Source organism: Anaerolineales bacterium, assembly GCA_015075625.1.
Taxonomy (GTDB): Bacteria; Chloroflexota; Anaerolineae; order Aggregatilineales; family UBA2796; genus UBA2796.
This window is the reverse complement of the sequence record JABTTZ010000001.1, coordinates 1,882,549-1,902,118: the sequence shown is the minus strand read 5'-3', so window position 1 is coordinate 1,902,118 and position 19,570 is coordinate 1,882,549. Positions and strand designations below refer to the sequence as shown.

Genomic DNA, 19,570 nt, shown 5'->3' with positions numbered 1-19,570 from the left:
AAAAGGCGAGAGATGAAAAAACTCTCACCAAAATTAAGACACTCATCCGCTTCTCTGCTGCTATGATCGTCTCCGAATCCATTTCGGATCAAACCGATGAAATCACGGTGAGGAAATACTCTGTATGAAGAATAAGAATCGCTCGCGCTTGGTGTTGATAGGGGCATTTGCCCTTGCCGCCGCCGCCCTCATTGGCTACCTTATCTTTGATCGGCTCTTTCCGAATAACTATGCCCCTTCAGTGACGGGCGTTCCCACGGAAGCCATCAATTCGATTGACGCCCGCCGCACCGCCCAAGCCCAAACAAAGACGGCTGCTCCCCCTGGGAATAGTTATGCCCCTGTCGGGGAAAACCCTGAAGGGATCGCCCTCATCGCCTATCAAGCGCCCATTTCCCGCTTTGGCAAGCCGCAGCAAGACGCGCCGCTTTATGTCTCTTGCACAGAAGATCGCCTTCGGGCGCGGGAGCGCCCCGCCACCGTTGAGCCGACGGCAGAGGCAACGGCTGCCGCTACGGTAGAGGCTGCTGGAACGCCCGCCGCCCCAGATTTGATTCGGCTGGCGATTGTTGGGTCGGAATCGGAGGCGTGCTACCAAGTGGGAGAGGTCTTCGCCGGAGTGGGTGAGTTCCGCGTGGCGGTGGGCATTACCCGTTCCATTGGTGGGGAGATCGAGATTGATCGCGGCAATGTGGCGAACAGCTTGGTTGGCGACATCGTGATCAACATCAGCGAATTCCGCTCCGACGAAGGGCGGCGCGATGCGGCAATCCAAAGCCGCTGGTTAGAGACAAACCGCTACCCAATCGCCACCTTTGCCAATATTGAGGCTGAAGGCTTGCCAACACGCCCCTATATCGATGGGGAGACGCTGAGCTTCACCCTCACCGGGGAGTTGACCATCCGCGAGGTGGCTGTGCCAACCACCTTTGAGGCGACAGCCGCTCTAACGGGCGATGTACTGGTGGTGCGGGCGGTGAGTGATGTGAAAATGAGCGATTGGAAGTTTGATGCGCCGAACATGGCGGGGTTTGTCACGGTGGATGACGACATGCGAATCGTTTTGAACCTTGTTGCCCGCGTCATCAACTAGGTTCTGTTGACATTGTAACTCACCTTACGCACAGACCCTCACCCCCTCACCCCCTCTTCCGCGTGGCGGGAGAGGGGGAAGGCACTTTTTGAGGGGGAAGCCCCCTCAAACTGCCCCTTTCGACGAATACGGGGTGAACAACCCCAACTGCGTAAGGTGAGTGACTAATTTGTTAAAGAGCTTTAGCACGGGGCTGAAAACAGAGGAAGACGCATTTTTCCCTTCTGGCGCACCCACATGTACATGTGTGCCCCCCGCCCGCACCTCAGGGAGCATCTGCCTGCTGGTTTTTCGTTTGTATTTACCCTTCTGTCCGGCGCTTTGTCACCCACTCCCGATACAAAATACCCATAATGTGAATATCGTAACGCTCTCCATCACGGAAAGCGCTCTCCCGTAAGGTTGCCTCTTGGGTGAACCCAACCTTCTCGTATGCCCTTCGCGCCCGAACATTGTGATCAAACACATACAGCCCCACGCGGTTCAAGTTCAACTCTCGAAAGGCATACCCAACCAGCAGATCAACCGCCTCTGAGCCGAAGCCTTGCCCCCAATAGCCGCGCTCCCCGATCCCCACCCCCATAAAGCAAGAGCGGTTTTTCCACTCAATGAGGAATAGCGAGCAGAACCCAATCAGTCGATCTTCCTCAATCGTGCGGATGCTGAAGAAGGCACTGTTTTGCTCATCCTCCACTCTGGGCAACTGGAAATAATCAGGGTTGCGTGGGCGCATTGGCTCATCATCAAGCAAGCGCATGTACTCTACGTCGTTGCTCCAACGGGCAAAATGCTCCCGATCTTCGGGACGCATTGCCGCCAGCCTGACCAATGTGCCGTGAAATAAATCATCAAAACGCATTTGTTTGCTCCTATCCGCCGCGTGCCATGCGTTGCAACTCGTACAATTTCGTCATTGCCTCCAGCGGACTCATCTCCTCTACACGCAGCGCTTTGACCATTGCCACAAGGGGATGGTCTGTTTCGGGGATGAGCGCCATTTGATTAGGCGAGATGCCCTTTGGTCGCGGCGGCGGCGAAGGGTGAAGGGTGGGCAAGGCGAAATCGCTCCCCCCAGATTCCAAGTCCTTTAAAATCTCACGCGCCCGCGAAACCACTGCTTTGGGCATCCCGGCAAGCTGTGCAACGTGAATCCCGTAGCTGCGATCCGCCCCGCCGGGGACGAGCTTGTGCAAGAATACCACATGATCACCTTCTTCTAGCACGGCAACGTTGTAATTGCGCACACGGGGGAGGATTGCCTCTAACTCCGTGAGTTCATGGTAGTGTGTGGCAAAGAGTGTTTTAGCATTCAGCCGAGGATGGTTGTGGATGAACTCAATGACGGCGCGGGCGATTGCCAGCCCATCATAGGTGCTTGTGCCGCGCCCAATTTCGTCCAAAATGAGCAAGCTGCGGGATGTAGCAGCGGCAAGCAGCGCCGCTGTCTCCGTCATTTCAACCATGAAGGTAGAGCGCCCAGCGTGGATTTCATCTTGCGCCCCGATTCGGGTGAAAATGCGATCCACAATGCCGATCCGCGCCACCCGTGCCGGCACATAACTGCCCACCTGTGCCATAAGGGTGATCACAGCCACCTGCCGAATAGCGGTAGATTTTCCGGCCATGTTCGGACCCGTGATCAGGTGGACGCGCTGTTCGGGGTCAAAATGATGATCGTTGGGGATGTAGGGCGCACCTTCTAAGAGTTTTTCAACGACGGGATGACGCCCATCCTGTATGATTAGCACATCGTCCGTTGTGATCTCTGGGCGAGAGTAGCCTTCTCGAACGGCAACCTCGGCAAGGGCGGCAAAGGCGTCAAGGTGCGCCACCGCCCGCGCTGTCATCAGTAGGGCGGGGGCGGCGCGGGCGATCTCTGCACAAAGGGCGTGAAAAAGTTCCGCCTCCAGCGCGATCATACGTTCTTCGGCGTTCAAGACAAGGGTTTCGTAGTCCTTCAGGTCGGGGGTGATATACCGTTCGGCATTCGTCAGGGTTTGCTTGCGGATATAATCCGCCGGCACGCGCTCGGCGTTGGCGTGGCTGACCTCAATGTAGTAGCCCGTGACCTTGTTGAATCCTACTTTCAGCGATTTAATCCCCGTCCGCTGGCGTTCCTGCCCTTCCAAATCGGCAATCCAATCGCGGGCATGGCGGGTGTTCGCCGTGATTTGATCGAGTTCTGGGCTGTAACCCGGGCGGATTACCCCCACCCGCTCATTCAGAACGTTCGGCGGATTCTCACTGATCGCCGCCTCAATGAGTGCGGCGACGTGCGGCACATGGTCAAGGCGATCCCGGAGGTTATAGAGCGCTGGCGCATCGAAAATAGCTTGCTTTAAGTCTGGAACACATCCCAAACTTCCCTGTAACGCCAAGAGATCGCGGGGGGTGGCGATTTTGCTCAGGATGCGGCTGGTCAGCCGTTCGATATCCGCGATGGGCTTCAATGCCTCGATCACCTCGGCGCGACGGCGACCTTCCTCAAACAAACACGTCACAGCGTCCAAACGGGCATTCAGCCGTCCCACATCCAAGAGAGGCTGAGCAATCCATGTCCGCAGCAAACGCCCGCCCATAGGGGTAGCCGTGCGATCCAAAATCCCTAAGAGCGATCCGCGCACTTTCCCGGTGCGCATCGTTTCGGTCAGTTCAAGGTTGCGGCGTGTGTTGGCATCTAAAACCATGTAACCAGAGGTATCGTAGGCACGCAGCGCCGTGATCGTGGGGAGGCTTGCCTTCATCGTCTCGCCAATGTAGGCAAGGATCGCGCCCGCCGCCCCTACCGCGAGGGGTTTATCGCCCAAGCCAAAGCCGTCCAGCGTGCGGGCGGCAAAGTGGGTGAGAATCGTCTTTTGGGCAAAGGGGAGAAGAAACCGCTGATCGGGTTGTGCGGTGAGGAATGCGCCGGCGGGGAGCGAAACGCCCGCCTCTACCCACACTTTGGGGAGCAGCACTTCGCGAGGCGCTAGACGGGCAAGTTCCTCAAGGACACTAACCGTTGCTTCTTGCCCGCCCCCCGTTTTAGGATCACGTCCGCCGATCTGGGTGGCGGCGAATTCGCCCGTTGTAATGTCACAGTAGGCAATGCCCACCCGCGTCCATGTTTTCCCCTCGGTATCTGCCTCTGGGTAGAGGGCAAGCAGGTAGTTGTTCCGCCGCTGCTCCAACATCTCTGGAGCAACCACCGTACCGGGGGTGATCACGCGAGTCACCTCGCGGCGCACCAGTTTTTTGCCGGGCGGCTCCATTTGGTCGGCAACAACAACATGAAATCCTTTTTCCACCAAGCGGGCAATGTACCCATCTACGGCGTGATGGGGGACACCCGCCATAGGGATTTTGCCGTTCTTGTTCGGGCGGGCGGTGAGCGTCAGATCAAGTTCGCGGGCGATGATCTCGGCATCGCCATCGAATGCCTCATAAAAGTCGCCCAAGCGAAAGAGGAGCAGTTTATCGGGGTACTGCCCCTTAATATCGAGATACTGCTGGCGCATCGGCGTGAGATCGTCACTCATGGTGGTGTGGGGGTATCCTTCCCCTGTGCAGAGGGCAGGGCAAGCCCACCCAAAAGCTGATTCACCATGCTGATTTCATCGTCATTGATCGTATGCCCCATGCGGGGATAGATGCGTTCTGTGACCGCCCCGCCAAGCGCCTTGAACGCCGCCGTACTCTCTTGGACGCGCCATAGGGGGATGTGTGGGTCACTATCGCTGCAACCAAGAAACACAGGAGTTTCCGCCAGCGCCCCAGGGTAACTGAACACCGTCCCCGGTGCGCCAATCAGCCCGCCACTGAGGACGAACAATCCGGCATAACGGTGCGGGTTACGGGCGACGAACTCGGCGGCGAGGCACGCCCCCTGTGAAAAACCGAGAAATCCAATCCGTTCTGCGGGAATCCCCTTTTTCTGAACGCTGGCAACGATATTCCCCACCGTCCGCAAGGCAGAGGTGAGGTGTGGTTCGTTCGTTTCGATGGGCATGATGAAGCGATTCGGATACCATTCCCGCCCTGCCGCAAAGGGGGCAAGGTAAACCAAGAGGGGGGCGGTGATATAGTCTGCCAAACCCAAGATATCCATCGGGTCTGATCCCCGCCCGTGCAGCAAGATCAACGCCCCTTGCGCTGTCTCCCACACAGCATCCCCTTCGGGAAAGGTCATCACGGGTTGATTCTCGTGAATGAGGTCGGATGGTGTCATATATCCCCTTTACCCCTTCAGGGGCAGCACCAAATCATAGCGAAAGGGCGTCAAGTTGTGGATCATACCTGCCTCATCAATATAGACGGTATCTTCGACACGGATACCCCATCCTTTCTCAGGATAGTACAGTCCGGGTTCAATGGTCAGGATATTCCCTGCCTCAACAATGTTCTTTGAGCCTTCCCGCAGCGAGGGCGACTCATGGACATTTAAGCCAATGCCATGCCCTAGACTATGGACGTACCCTTCCATGGTGCCCGGGTGTGACCGTGCTGTTTTGTGTCCCCGCGCCTCGAAAAAATCACAGGTCATCACTTGGTAGGTAGACATGGGTGTTCCCAACTTTAGGGCGGCGGTGCTTTCCCGTAAAATGTGCATCACCTCATCGTAGGCGGTGGTCACTTCCTCTGTTGCCATACCAATGCACCACGTGCGAGTCATGTCATGAAAATAGCCATTTTCTGCCCCGCGAGGGAAGTAATCATAGACAATCGTCCGTCCAACACGGAGAACCTCCGCGTCCTCGCCATGGCTGTGCGGAATGGCGGCATCGCGCCCCTGTGCAAAGATCGCCCCATCGGGATTTTCCAACCCAAGCGCAATCTCTTGCGCTTTCATGAATGCCTTGACCGCCCCAATGGTCAGGGGTTCACCCGCAGCATTTGTCAGCGGCGCATCGTAAACCATCTCCGCCTTGTGTCCGGCGATGAACTCCCACACACGCCGCACAACCTCGTTGGCTAAACTCGCCGTCTCTCGTAGGGCGGCAACCTCCTGTTCGTCCTTCGTCTCGTAGAGTTTGCCAAAAAGCGCCCCGGCATCCCCTCCGGCGACGACCTCAATCCCTAAATCGCTATCGATCAGGTTGAGGATGATTTCGGTGACTGTGTTCACCTCCCCAACGCCGTAAAAGCCAACCCGCCCACTAATGCCCGCCATGCGCAAGAGAGTCTCCCACGATTCGCGGCGATAGGCGCTCATATCACCGAGATGTTTCCGATAAATCTGGGGAAAATTGAAATCGTTGAACGTTTTTACCGTCAGCCCGCTCTTTGCCGCCTCGTCAATCTCCATGGGGTTAACGATGTAAAGCGGCGCTTCACCCCGTTTTTTGATGACCATCCCACCCGCTTTGGCGCGGTTTGTCAGGTATTCGCGCATTGTGTTAGGCGATTCGTCGCCATAAACGATGATTGCATCGAGGGCATATTCGCCCATCCAACGGTCTATATCTGCTTTCATGAACAACCTCCTGATTTTCGTTTGATTAATCACTCACCTTAGGCACAGACCCTCACCCCCTAACCCCCCCTCCCGCGTGGCGGGAGAGGGGGAATGCACTTTTTTGAGGGGGAAGCCCCCTCAAACTGCCCCTTTCGACGAATACGGGGTGAACAAACCCAACTGCGTAAGGTGAGTTAATCAGTTACCAATACAGCGTCAATACGCACCGTGCGCCCGCGTATTGAGCCGCCGAACAAAAGTGGGGCAGGGGCTGCGCTGGAAGGCGGCGTAATAAAGCCATACAACCCACGTGTCAACGCCTCACCAAAGGCTTGTTTGACACGCCCAACCCCCAACGTGCCTGGGATGATGCGCACCGCTGCCGGAGTGCCCCCCAACCTGACAACTAAGAGATTATCTACCGTCAACGTGTAATGAAGCGTCACGGGCAGTAACGCCCCGCTGAGCGTCACGACAGTTCCACCCTCAGGCAGGGGTGTCTCGCTGATTGTTACGGGTATGCCCGCCACACTCGCCACCTGCGCGGTCAGTTGGAGCATCGGCAGCAGACGGCGCACCGCCACCGCTGCGCTTTCCTCGGCGGTATCAAGCAGCGGTGCGATCAGGGTTGCCCCATCGGGCTGAACGGAAAGAATCGTCGTCCCTTCGGCATGGACAAAGACACCCTGCATCGTCCGCACAAAGTTCAGGATTGGGGTGCGAATCAAGGGGTTGCTCAATGCCCCTTGCAAGGTAGCATCGCCGCTTTCGCGGGCGATCATCTCTAAGAACGCGCCAATATCAGCGTCTTTGACCATCTGAGCAAGATTGAGGTGGAAGGCAATCCACGCCCGCGCATCGTCCGAGACAAGGTTTAGCCGCCCAAGTGGGACGGCTGATTTCTGAATCCATGTTAGGTCAAAGGGAAAGTGTGCCGAGGTTGTCAGCATCAGGCGCGTTTCGTTCACCCGCAAAGCAACCCCCACCCGTATTGGATCGGACGCATTGACGGCGAAGATGGGCGGTGAAAGCTGTGTCAGAAGGCGGATCAACGCCGCCACGCGCTCTGAGGGGAGCGCAGTGAACAACACCGGACGCATACTGGCAAGGATCGACTCTGCACGATAAAAGAGCGTGGCGAACCCGTCTGTGGGCAACTCGCCAATCACCTCTTTGTATTGCGACTGTTCGGCAAGCGTTGGCTGTGTCCGTTCGAGCGTCCGCTGAATTGCCCCCGGTGTACCAATCAGGACATAAGCATCGGTCACCGCCACAGATCGCGCTTGCGCCCTCCCCACATTGATCGCCAGCAGGTGAACGTTGGGGCGAAGTTCCACTGGCGGCGATTCACGGAGCGCTTCCGCCAATGCCGCGATGAACTTCACCGCATTGTTGCGATTTGTGGCTTGGAAGGCGAAAAGATAGTCACGGTTGGCGGCGCCGATGGTGTCCGCGCCGCCCGTTTCGCTAGGGGTAGGAAATAAGGCGAACGCCGCTTGCGGTCCAATCCAGCTTAACAGGCTGTTGTTGAAACACCATTGGTAATCGCCCTCTGGAATTCCGGGTGGGCAGAATGGCGCATAATCTCCCTGCTGCCAGCGGCGCGGTTGGAACAGGAATTTCACAATAATATCGGTTGGGGTGTCAGGTGGTTGGTCAGGGAGGGGGGGAGTATCTTGCCCGCCCTCAACGCCAGTAGGGGTTTCTCCATCGGGAGATGACTTTTCGGGAGGGGCGGCGCTGGCGGGGGCGGGGTTTGCCGAGGCAATGATCCCCTCCAGTGTGTTCACCACAGCATCCAGCGGGCGTTTGCTGTTCAACAAAAAGACTTGCTGGATATTCACCCCAATGTAAAGTTCAACATCAGCCGGAAGTTGGCGGGCAACGGGATTCGGCACAACGGCTGGCGCGGCAAGGGTACTTACCGCCGCAATGACCACGACCAGGGCAACCATTCCCACCACTGGGAGCATCCCCGTCAGCAAGACGCCCACCCCATGCACCAAGATATTCCATAATGCCTGAAGTAGGTAGAACAATACCAAGCCAACGGTGCAAACAAGCGCCCCGATCAAGAGGACTTGCATAAGCGCTTCCACCGCCATAGGCGGGACGAGCATTGAACGGGCAACAGGCTGAAAAATGGGGTTGAGAATGGCTGCCCGTTCCCACGCCCATGTTCCCGCATGGCTCAGGGTCAGGGTGGCTGCAAGCGGCGTCCCGATGGTCATCCCCAACAAGCGCATGACGAGGACGATAGAGGACGCCAAGCCTCGCTCAGATTCTTTTGCCTTGTCAATGACGATCAAACTGAGCGGACCCATCGTCAGCCCTAACCCCGCTCCGGCAATCGCCAGAGGGATGGCAATGAGGATTGTCGGGGCGGTGTATGTCCAAAATGTGGTCAGGCAAAACCCGATGATCGTCAAGAGTAAGCCGAGGGCGATAGGGATTGCCGCTCCAACACGATGATAGCGCCGTTCCCCAACGATAACGCCGGCAACCAGGGGAATCGTCAGGGCGGAGAGCATCAATCCGGCTTGCAGCGCCCCACTCAGCAGCCCTTCCCCCTTAAGGAACACAACGCGCAGATTGATCATCAGCGGGACGCCCGCCACAAAGAGGATCAACGACAAGCCGATGATCAGATTCACCACCAGCGCAGCACGCACCCGCCGCCCAAAGATGAATCGCAAGTCGATCAGAGCGCTTTTCAAACGGGCTTGCAACAGGAAAAAAATCACGAACAAAATCGCACTGCTGAGGAGAAAGGGGAGCGACGCCGCTTTTCCAATCGATTCTGCGCCAAGCGTGAGCGTGATCAGGGCGGCGGCAAAAAAGAACGCCCCGCCCCAATCGAAATGGCGCACCCCCCGCAGCGGGATGCTGCTGGTTGTCGATGGGAGGGGCTGTTCGGGGTAACCACGCAAGGCGATCACGGTCAGAATGAGGGCGATCAGTGCGATGCCAGCGTTAATGAGGAACAACCAGCGCCACGAGGGAAGGATTTGCAGCAGCAGCCCGGCGTAGAGATTGCCAATCACCCAGCCCATCGAATCAACAGCGCCGATCAAACTAATCGGGCGGGCGCGGCGCTCTGGGGGAAACAGATCGCCAACCAGCGCCATGCCCACCGAAACACTCGCCCCCGCGCCGATGGCTTGAATGACCCGCCCGATGATCAAGGAAATGAGCGGGAGCATGTCTCGATCTGGGAAAAAGGGGAGTGTGCTGATCACCTGTAGGGGAAAACCGGTCGCTGTTCCCGCCCACAGCGCCCCAATAATGAAGATCACGATGCAAGCGAGGAACACACGACGGCGGGGGAGGACATCGCTCAGGCGTCCCATCACGGCAAGGCTAATCGTATAGGCAAGAAGGTAGGCGGTCACCGTCCAGAGCGCAGCATCTGCCCGTTCTAACCCACGCGGACCCAAAATATCGAGCGTTGCCTGCGGCAAGACGACGACAATCGCCGTCAGATCGATTGACCCGATCAGAATCGGTGTGCAGATCAAAACAAAGGTGAGCCAGAGATTAGGCGGTTTCGCTGTTGGGCGTGGCATACTGATCCTTTAGTGCGATCCTTTGCTGGTTCTGCTTGGAAAATACCCCCAACAATGCCCCTTATATGAGGGAATCATCCCTACAGCATTTTTCAAGGAGATTGCCCCCTTCGTGGTTGACAGCCCCGCTTATCACGATATACTTACTGATGGGCTAGGCGATGGTGATCTAAAGGGTAAACGAACGACGCCCGCCCTTCTTGTAAGAAGGCTGGTTGCAGCCCAACCAGTGAGGGTACTGCAATAATTACTAGAGTATAGCGAAGTTTAGCCCATATGCCGTCCCTCACATGCGGCTTAAGACAACCCATACGCCCGCTGCGTAAAGAAGGGCGATGCCCACCGCCACACGGACGCCCCCTTCGGAGCGCGGTGTTTCCAACGAGCGTGTGAAGCGATGAAGCAAAAGGGGCAATCCAGCAAGGGCAAAGGGGGCAAGGTAAGCCGGAAACATCCCCTGCGAGGCGTGCCAAAGGGCTATCAGCCCGATCCCTACCGTTGCCGCATAGAGGACGCGCCGCGCCCGCGCCCGCCCCACCCAAATGGTGAAGTTTCCCTCGGTGCGCCGATCCACTTCATAATCACGAAGCTGCTGCTCTATTTGCGCTCCTAAAGAGTTTAAGACCAACACCCCAATCATGGCGATGTCCGCGCCAATCACGCCCCGCCCGCAGAGGAGGAGGGTTGCCACATAAGGGAGGGTTTGAACACCCAGGGCATGTGTCAAAAGATCAAGCCCGGGACGCCGCTTGAGGCGAATTGGGGGGGCGGAATATGCCCACCCAATCAGAAGCGCCCCGGCAAAGATAGCCATCCCCTGCTGCCCATAACGAGCGAAAAGCAATCCAATGCCCATGCCAACGACGCCCATCCCGCCCCGCACCCACCACGCCGAAGCCCGCCCGATAAAGGCATTGCGCTGGCGTTTTGCCTCGTCGGCAGCATCAGAGGGGGCATCGAACAAATCGTTAAGGGCAAAGGTGAACCAGGCGGTGGCGGCGATGTTCCCCGCCAAGAGAAGCCCCCCAAGCGAAAACCCCCCACCCAACCAGATACAGACGCTGGATAGGATGAAGGTCACCCCCCATGCATCGGCATGGTTTGTAAAAAGAACAATCAATGGCGCCGGTTGGCGGATAATTATTACGCTCATGGGGAACTTATGCACAATTCATAGCTTTTGAATAGACTCTCTCTATAACCTACAGCATAGGTATTTTCTAGCCTAGAGTAAGGAACACTCTCATGCGACTTTTGAAGCGAACGCTTTTTCCCACTGCTCTGATCATCACCTTGATCACAGGGGTCTTTCTTGGCAGCAGTATTGCCCCACTACGGGTGCAAGGTGAGGACTTCACCGACCAGCAGTCCGATCTTTTGGAACGCCTTTACGATATGGTCAACCCCGGTGTGGTGGCGATTGATGTCAGCGTGCCGGCAGACTTGGCGGGCGATCTCTTGCCCTTTGACCAAGACCCACAAGCCATTCCGCCTGGTCAGTTAATCACCGCACAAGGGGCTGGCTTCGTCTATGATAGCGCCGGGCATCTTGTGACGAACGCGCATGTCGTGGAAAACGCCAAACAGATTTTCGTCACCTTTGCTGACGGTATGACCTTTGCCGCGACGATTGTCGGGATGTCTACGGACGCCGACCTTGCGGTGATCAAGGTTGATGATCCCCGCGCCAAGTTCTTCCCCCTCAGTATAGGAGACTCAGATTTGCTGAAGGTTGGACAGCGGGCGGTGGCAATGGGCAACCCCTTTGGTTTGGCAAATACGATGACGGAGGGAATCATCAGCGCCCTGAATCGTTCCCTGCCGCAGTCACAATTTCGCATCCCCTATATCATCCAGACCGATGCCGCGATCAACCCAGGCAACAGCGGCGGACCGCTTTTGAACATCAAAGGGGAAGTGATCGGCGTGAACACCGCCATTCGTTCCCAAGTACGCCAATCCGCCGGTTTAGGTTTCGCTGTGCCAGCACGCATTGTCAAACAGATCGCTGACGCCCTCATCCAAAATGGCAAGATCGCCATTTCCTATTTGGGGATCACCGGCAGCACCCTGACCACAGACCTCAACGAACTGATCGGGCTGGACATCAACTTTCGGGGGGTTTTGGTCAGCAGCATTATGCGCGGCGGTCCGGCGGATCAGGCAGGGTTGCGGGGCAGTACACGGACAACAGTGGTTGATGGGCAAGACGTTCCGATTGGTGGGGACATTATTACCAAAGTGAATGAGCAAGAGATTCGCGTTTTCGAGGATTTGCTTGGCTATTTGTTCACCCGCACCAAGCCCGGGGATAAGGTAACGCTGACCATCCACCGCAACGGCGAAACAATCCAACTTGAGGCGACGCTCTCAGCCCGTCCGAACCAACCTTAAGCCAAAGGGAAGTGACTAGTACCCCACGATAAAGAGAGGTCGTGGGGTTGTCCCACCCCCCTATCCCTCTGTAAACAGAAAGGGGGAAGAAATTCGTCCCCTTTCTCCGCGTGCGGGGAAAGGGGGTAGGGGGACAGGGTTTTTCTAGAAATACTGGGACAACGTACTACGGATTCGACATGGGCGATGCCTCGTTCAAGGGCATACCACAAATTTCATAGACCCTCGCCTGATCAATCACCTCAACGTCTAACAGTTCCTTCGCCAGCGCATCCAACTTGTCCCGATTATCACGCAGGACATGGCGGGCGTGCTGGTGCGCTTGCTCCACAAGGCGCTTTGTCTCTTTGTCAATGAGCGCAGCGGTGGCATCGCTATACTGCCGAGTCTGAGCAAGGCTGTAGCCTAAGAAGGGCTGGCGATCATTGTCCCCGTAATTGACAGGACCAACTTCCTCATTCATGCCCCATTGAGACACCATGCTGCGGGCAAGATTTGTCGCCTGGCGCAGGTCATTCTCTGCGCCAGTGGTGATCTGATTAAAGACGGTTTCCTCCGCGCTGCGCCCACCCATAATGTAGTAGAGCATCGCCATGAGGTAATCCTTCGAGTAGTTCCGGCGATCATCAGCAGGCATGTATTGGGTGACGCCCAACGCCCGTCCGCGTGGGACAATGGTTACCTTCACCACCGGGTCTGCTTCCGGCGTCATAATCGCCACCAATGCGTGACCCGCCTCGTGATAGGCAACAACCTTTCGCTCATGCTCGTTGGAGAGCGGTGGGCGTGTCGAGCCAAGCATGATCCGATCCAACGCCAGTTGGAAATCGCGCATGGTCACTTTGTCGCGGCGGTTGCGTGCCGCTGAGAGCGCTGCTTCATTGGCAAGGTTTTCCAGATCTGCGCCAGAAAAGCCGATTGTCCCGCCCGCCAACATCGCCAAGTCAACATCCCGTGAGAGCGGAATATCCCGTGTGTGAACCTTCAGGATATCCTCACGCCCTTTGCGATCCGGCAAATCAACCGTTACTTGGCGGTCAAAGCGCCCCGGACGGAGAAGGGCTGGATCAAGCACATCGGGACGGTTCGTCGCCGCCATGACAATGACCGTCTCGCGCTGATCAAAACCATCCATCTCCACAAGAAGCTGGTTCAACGTCTGCTCGCGCTCGTCGTTGCCGCCGCCCAAGCCCGCCCCACGCTGCCGCCCAACGGCGTCAATCTCGTCAATAAAGACGATGCTCGGCGCGGCTGCCTTCGCACGGGTGAACAAATCGCGCACGCGAGACGCCCCCACGCCAACAAACATCTCGACAAATTCCGAGGCAGAAAGGGAGAAAAAGGGCACTTTCGCCTCGCCAGCCACCGCACGGGCAAGGAGTGTCTTTCCCGTTCCGGGGGGACCAACCAACAGCACCCCACGCGGGATACGCGCCCCTAAGCGGATGTATTTATCGGGGTCTTTGAGGAAGTCCACCATCTCGGTGAGTTCTTCCTTCGCCGCATCTTCACCCGCGACATCGACAAAGGTCACTTGGGGGTGTTCCTCGTTGTATTGCCGCGCACGGCTTTGCCCAAAACCAAAAATCCCGTTTTGCTGTGTTCGGGCGCGGCTGAACGTCCAAAAGATGAGCAGCCCAATGAGGATCACTGGCAGCCATTGGACAATAATGTACAGCAGCGTCGAAGGCGATGAATCGTTGGCAATGACCGTGACGCCCTGCTTGTTTAGATCAGGCAAAAGGGCGCTGTCTTGCAAGGGCGGGAGCGTGACGCTGAAGGTAGAAGTCATCACCGAGGTCGTCCCCAAGGCTTCTGGGGAGTTCGGCTCTGGGTAGCGCACCGCCGTTTTGAATTCGCCGCGCACCGTTGTACCGGTAATCGCCACGATTTTGACATTTCCTGTATCCACTTGGTTGCGGAAGAAGGAGTACGCCACTTCCACCGTGTTCCCTCCGAAGGGATCGTTTGGTGAGAGCGCCCGCATCAGCAAGAGAAAGAGCAGCCCACCACCAAAAATGACAATCATCCACATGGGGATGGGCAAACGCGGCGGGGTGGGTTTGTTGTTGTTAGGATTACCGCCCCCATTCGGGTCGCTGCCGTTTTGGGGAGGCTTTTGCATGTTCGACATAGACTTTCCAACTCCGATGATTTGGTCGGGAGAGGCTGCACAACGAGGCGCTCAGTCGGCGCTGATCCCGTATGCCTCAGCGAGAATTTCGATTGGATGGACAACTTTTACCCCGCTTAACTGGGCAATGTGCCAGCGGCAGGTTTCCGTATCGCATATGGCAAGTGGTGCGCCTAATTCCTTGATCCGGTTAAAGAGGGGCGCTCCCACATCCTCTGCAATCTGACGCTTTTCCACTTTGTAAGCATAGGTGCCGGCAACGCCACAACATTCAGCGTCCATCTCAAGGGTATTCATGCCGGGAATCAGATCAAGCAGATCAAGGGCAGGACGTCCCATACCGTGTGCTTTTAACTGACATGGGGCGTGGTAGGGGACGCGCCGTTCGGCTGCCATCGCCCGTAGGTCAGGGGAAAAGTCTCCCACCGGACGAAACGCCGTGTTCAGTTTTCCCTCCCCATGAAGGCGATACAGGAATTCCGACATATCGTAAATGCCACCTGCCAGCGTGCGCGTGTCCTCATCATCCATGCCGAGAACATGCTGGTAATCCCCTTTCAGCGCCATAATGCAACTTGCCGATGTGCCAACAATGGGAATCCCCTGCCGCACATAGCCTGCCAACGCCTCTGTATTCTTTGCAGCGAAGCGCCGCGCTGCGGGAAAATCCCCGTTCGATTGCATCGGCAGCCCGCAGCACGCTTGCTCTGGAACGATCACGCGGAAACCATTTTTCTCCAAAATTTGGACGGCAAGTTTTCCGATGTGCGGCTCGTAGGTGTTTGTGCTGCAACCATGATAATAAACGACGGTAGGCGCGGTGATCGGGGTACTTTTTGCCGCCCGTTCACGCCGCCGCCACCACCCCCGAAAGGTGTACCCCGCCCACTTTGGAAACGCTGCCCGCTGCGAGACGCCTATTGTTTTTTCCAACGCCCAGCGAAAGGGTTTGAAGGTAAACAGCCAGTTCAAAAGCGCGGCAAAGGGCGTCCCTAAAAGCCCCCACCATGCATTACGCCCCAAAATCCAGTTGCGGAACTTCTTCACACCAAAAGGCTGTGCCTCGGCAAGGTGCGCCTTCGCCTGTGTGTTGATCTCCATGACGCGCACCCCATGCGGGCAGACAAGGGTGCAAATGCCGCAGCTTGAACAGTAATCAAGCGAATTATCCACCGAAGGCAGATCGCCATTACGGAAACGCTGTGCTTGGGGACCCACCGTTTTTGGACCCGGAAACAATGGCGTCACAGCAGCAACGGGACACGCTTGTGTGCAGATGTTGCATTTCAGGCAGTGGTCGGCACTGAAGGGCGTTTCCTCTAGATACGGCAGATGGGGCGTATAAGGTTGTTCATGTAATTCGAGCATGGCATCCTCACCGAACAACTATACAGCAAGCGCTGTGAGATGGCTATAAGAACGGTGTTGGAATGCCTGAGAGAATGGGGAGAAAGACAATAAAGAAAAGATGCACCTAGTCCCCTCGCTGGAAACGGCGAGGGGGCATATTTGTCCCCCCTCGCTGCTGATGATGGGTTGCAGAGGGTAAGATTTCTTCACCGCCTGACCTTCCTCGCCCGTAAGGGGTGCAGCTATTACACCCCTGGGCGCGTCGCCGTCTGCTGCACCGTTTGTGTAACATTGACCTCCCAACGTTCGCCCGGGTTCAGGTGAATATGCCACAGGTGCAGAAAGACCGTCCCTTGATAGGTGCTTTCAAATCCTGATTCCGAACACGTGATGGTCTCTAAGGGGAAAGACCATAAAAATGCTGGACGGCTCAATTCTGTGCGCACGGTGAGGTTTTTCAGGTTTGAATCGGTTGTATGGGCGTTCACCCCCTCAAATTCAGAGGGCAAGGCTAAAGAGCGCCGTTCGCCATCCTCGTTGACATGGAGCGCACAGTAGCGAAGATCATGCCCATCGTCAAAGCCAATGACAGTTTCCATGCCAAACCGAAGGAAAATGGGCGATTCACTGCCCTGCGTAATCGTGTATTTCACATAGAGCGTCGGATCGTTGAACTGAATCACAAACGATTTACGAATACGCACCGGGCGGTGTATCTCCCCGATCCAAACATGCCCGTCCCGCTCTAAGGCAACGTACACGGAGGTATCATCGCGCTGGACTTCGGCAAGTTTGTAGGGTTGGTTGACAAAATCCCCTTGTTCGGCATAAGTGGCGCGGGCAAATTCTGAAAATGTGGTTGTTGCGCCGAGGAAATGATCTATGTACCCTGTCCGCCGGTGCCAATCATAGACAAGGCGTTTCTCCAAGCCCGGCTCTTTGGAGCGCACCGCATCCGGTGGCAGCGTGTCTTGATAGTTGGGGGAGTCGGGGGTGATTACTTTGCCCTCAGCGGCGGCTTGCTCCAACACCGAGTGATAGCCTTCTTTGCGGCGCGTCATGACATTGTACAGGTTGTAATGCGCCGGGCGGTAATCAAGCTCAAGGATCGCCCCTCCTTGCGCCGGAGCGCAGATGGCATTCAACCCCTGACTGGTGATGATCAATTCCTCGTGTCCATCCGTATCAAAATCGCGCTGGTCAAGGGCGATCATCAACTCTTCACTCTCTGCCGCTTCTTCTGCGGCAATGATATTGGTGTAGTTCGCCACCCGAATATTGAACAGATAAGCGCCACCATACAGCCCATGCCAATAGGGATCGTTCCCCTGTGATGCCCAAAGCAGTTCCAACGCCCGATCTCGTTTTCGCCCTCGGCGCATAGCGTGAACTTTCTTGCTGACAAGCAGCATCCGCTTGTGAAGGTGGTTGATCTCCTCATACTTCACCATGAAGTTTCGCCACAACCCCCCCCCAAGAAAGCGAATCACCTCTGGGCGGCGTTCCCGTTCCAAGCGGCGGCGGACATCCCCCAAACGGGCGGAGTCATCGGGCAAGAGTGACCAAACGCCCATCTCCATATAGCTTTCGGCGGGGAGGTATGCCCGACCAAGCGGGGCAAATGTCCGTCGATATTCACCTGGGGTGATCGTCCGCAGCCATTCGCGGTTCATCTCGAAGGAGGTGAATAATTCCTCAATGTATTTGCCATCGCCCCAGCAATATTCGTATGTGCCGGGGAACATGCCGAACTTGGCGCTGTCGTCCGCCATCATCGCCAAGCGCGGCGGACGCCCCCCCTCCGGCGTGATCGCGTTTGCCCGCAGCCAATCAAAGAGGGTTTCCACCGGCGCATAGGGAATCGCATAGCGAAGGTAGGTCAAACTAGGAAACACTGCCAACGACGCCCCTTGCTCTTCGGTCATGTAATAGCCAAAGAGATCACGTTCTTTATCAAAGCCGACGCGCTCAAAATGGGTGTCGTCCAAAATAGCGTACTTGATGGCTGCTTGGGCAATTGGGCGGGCAAGATGTGGCTCCCAAATACGTTCTGCCAGCCATAAGCCCTCTGGTGGAGTTCCGAACATATTGAGAAGGGTGGTGTTCAGTTTCTCGATCTGCCCAATTTTGTCTTCATCAGGGATAGCGATTAGAGCAGGTTCATAATACCCCCCGGAGAGAAGTTCAACCTGTCCCCGTGTGACAAGCGCCCGCAGCCGTTCAATCAAATCGTGTTGGTGGTGCTGCACCCAATCAAGCAGCGCCCCGCTGAAGTGCATAGCTACTTTCACATGGCGAAAGCGCTCCAATGCTTCAATCAAAGGCAAATAGCTGACATGGGTGGCATGTTCGGTCACATAGTCGAACTGCCCAATGGGCTGATGGTTATGAAAGACAAGTGAGAGAAAAATCGGCGCAGTCATGACGCCCCCATGCCTTTTGCAGGGTGAGATGAATAGGTGAGGTCAATTATAGCGAGTGCATCTTCGGCTGCCTTGTGTCAGGCGTTACAATCTCCATAATGAACTACCTTTGCCGTTTAATCCTTTTGCTGTTAGTCGTCTTCGTTGTGGGAGGGCTGCCTGTCGCCGCCCAAGACGTCTTGCCGCCCCGTCTGATTGGCGCGGGTGATATTGCCGTTTGTTCTGATGTGGGCGATGAAGCCACCGCCAACCTTGTCGAATCCCTCCTTGATCCCACCCGCGATCTCGTGTTTACGGCGGGGGATAACGTCTATCAAAAGGGAACTCTGGAGGAATTCCAGACCTGCTATCACCCCTCTTGGGGACGGTTCAAACGCTATACGCGCCCCGTCTTGGGCAACCACGAGTATGGGACAAGGGGAGCAGAGGGATATTTTACCTATTTCGGGGAGAAAATCGCCCGCCCTGAAGGGTACAGCTTCTACAGTTTTACACACGGCGAATGGTTGATTCTGATGCTCAACAGCAACATCGACGCCCGTAAGGATGTTTCCATTCAAGGCAAGTGGCTGCGCGAGACGCTCGAAAAAAATCCACGCCGCTGCACAATGGCGATTTGGCACCACCCGCTGCTTGCTTCGGTGGGGGGGACGTATTCAGACCGCCCTCGCGATATTCCAGCCCTTTGGGAGGTTCTTTACGACTATGGGGTCGATGTCATTGTCAATGGGCATGTTCATAATTACGAACGCTTTGCCCCGCTAGACCCAATGGGGACTCTGGATCGGGCGCGGGGGATACGCCAATTCATTGTGGGAACGGGTGGCGCCAGCCGTTCGCGGAACATCCTGAACAAACGAAAACCCTATAGCGAGGCATACGACAAGACTTCCTTAGGCGTCATTGTCTTCACCTTATACGCGGATCGGTATGTATGGGAGTTTGTTCCGGCGGCGGGCTTCACCTACCGAGATCAAGGATCGGCGCGGTGCGTTGATTAACCTCCCCTACGCAGCGGGGTTGTCAACATGCTGTCTAGATGGTTTGAAATGGGATAAAAAGGCGTTTTTTATTGCATACGTGCGGTAGACATTATATACTACCCACATGTAACAGAATCACTTTGCGTCCACATCTGACTACATTGCCTCATCATCTTTTCTTGTTGTAGTGTTG

Annotated in this window: 12 protein-coding genes; 3 read left to right on the top strand and 9 right to left on the bottom strand. The window is 56.3% G+C overall.

Annotation, left to right across the window (positions count from 1 at the left end; genetic code table 11):
- Positions 1 to 124 precede the first annotated feature (124 nt).
- On the top strand, positions 125 to 1,093 hold the full coding sequence (locus tag HS103_07830) for a YceI family protein (GenBank protein MBE7512710.1): 969 nt from the start codon (positions 125 to 127) through the stop codon (positions 1,091 to 1,093).
- A gap of 301 nt (positions 1,094 to 1,394) precedes the next feature.
- On the opposite strand, the gene HS103_07825 is transcribed toward HS103_07830, so the two are convergent.
- The 6 genes from HS103_07825 to HS103_07800 form a co-directional block, all read right to left on the bottom strand.
- The gene (locus tag HS103_07825; protein ID MBE7512709.1) at positions 1,395 to 1,952 is read right to left on the bottom strand and encodes a GNAT family N-acetyltransferase; all 558 of its coding nucleotides are present in this window, start codon (positions 1,950 to 1,952) and stop codon (positions 1,395 to 1,397) included.
- Positions 1,953 to 1,962: 10 nt separating this feature from the next.
- Entirely contained in the window at positions 1,963 to 4,611 is a 2,649-nt protein-coding gene (mutS, locus tag HS103_07820; GenBank protein MBE7512708.1) for a DNA mismatch repair protein MutS, read from the bottom strand.
- Positions 4,608 to 5,300 carry a phospholipase gene (locus HS103_07815; protein ID MBE7512707.1) on the bottom strand — a complete coding sequence of 231 codons (693 nt, stop codon included), beginning with the start codon at positions 5,298 to 5,300 and terminating at the stop codon, positions 4,608 to 4,610. Before HS103_07815 ends, mutS begins: the two co-directional genes overlap by 4 nt.
- 9 nt (positions 5,301 to 5,309) lie before the next feature.
- Complete coding sequence (locus HS103_07810) at positions 5,310 to 6,545, bottom strand: aminopeptidase P family protein (protein MBE7512706.1); 1,236 nt, start codon at positions 6,543 to 6,545, stop codon at positions 5,310 to 5,312.
- A 176-nt stretch (positions 6,546 to 6,721) separates the two neighbouring features.
- Positions 6,722 to 10,093 carry an MFS transporter gene (locus HS103_07805; GenBank protein MBE7512705.1) on the bottom strand — a complete coding sequence of 1,124 codons (3,372 nt, stop codon included), beginning with the start codon at positions 10,091 to 10,093 and terminating at the stop codon, positions 6,722 to 6,724.
- Positions 10,094 to 10,379: 286 nt separating this feature from the next.
- Positions 10,380 to 11,246 (bottom strand): UbiA family prenyltransferase, encoded by an 867-nt coding sequence (locus HS103_07800; GenBank protein MBE7512704.1) that lies wholly within the window; start codon positions 11,244 to 11,246, stop codon positions 10,380 to 10,382.
- Positions 11,247 to 11,338: 92 nt separating this feature from the next.
- Here HS103_07800 and HS103_07795 point away from each other — a divergent pair, with 92 nt between their 5' ends.
- Positions 11,339 to 12,487: a trypsin-like peptidase domain-containing protein gene (locus HS103_07795; protein MBE7512703.1), complete on the top strand. Its 1,149-nt coding sequence runs from the start codon at positions 11,339 to 11,341 to the stop codon at positions 12,485 to 12,487.
- A 166-nt stretch (positions 12,488 to 12,653) separates the two neighbouring features.
- Here HS103_07795 and HS103_07790 read toward each other — a convergent pair whose 3' ends face one another.
- From HS103_07790 to HS103_07780, 3 genes are all read right to left on the bottom strand, one after another.
- A complete protein-coding gene (locus tag HS103_07790) occupies positions 12,654 to 14,621 on the bottom strand; it encodes an ATP-dependent metallopeptidase FtsH/Yme1/Tma family protein (protein ID MBE7512702.1) in 1,968 nt (655 codons plus the stop codon).
- A gap of 51 nt (positions 14,622 to 14,672) precedes the next feature.
- The gene (locus tag HS103_07785) at positions 14,673 to 15,989 is read right to left on the bottom strand and encodes an anaerobic glycerol-3-phosphate dehydrogenase subunit C (protein MBE7512701.1); all 1,317 of its coding nucleotides are present in this window, start codon (positions 15,987 to 15,989) and stop codon (positions 14,673 to 14,675) included.
- A gap of 227 nt (positions 15,990 to 16,216) precedes the next feature.
- Positions 16,217 to 18,394, bottom strand: a complete 2,178-nt coding sequence (locus tag HS103_07780; GenBank protein ID MBE7512700.1) for a DUF1926 domain-containing protein — start codon at positions 18,392 to 18,394, stop codon at positions 16,217 to 16,219.
- Between the two features lie 98 nt (positions 18,395 to 18,492).
- Between HS103_07780 and HS103_07775 the strand changes: the two genes are divergently transcribed.
- On the top strand, positions 18,493 to 19,395 hold the full coding sequence (locus tag HS103_07775) for a metallophosphoesterase (GenBank protein MBE7512699.1): 903 nt from the start codon (positions 18,493 to 18,495) through the stop codon (positions 19,393 to 19,395).
- Positions 19,396 to 19,570 lie beyond the last annotated feature (175 nt).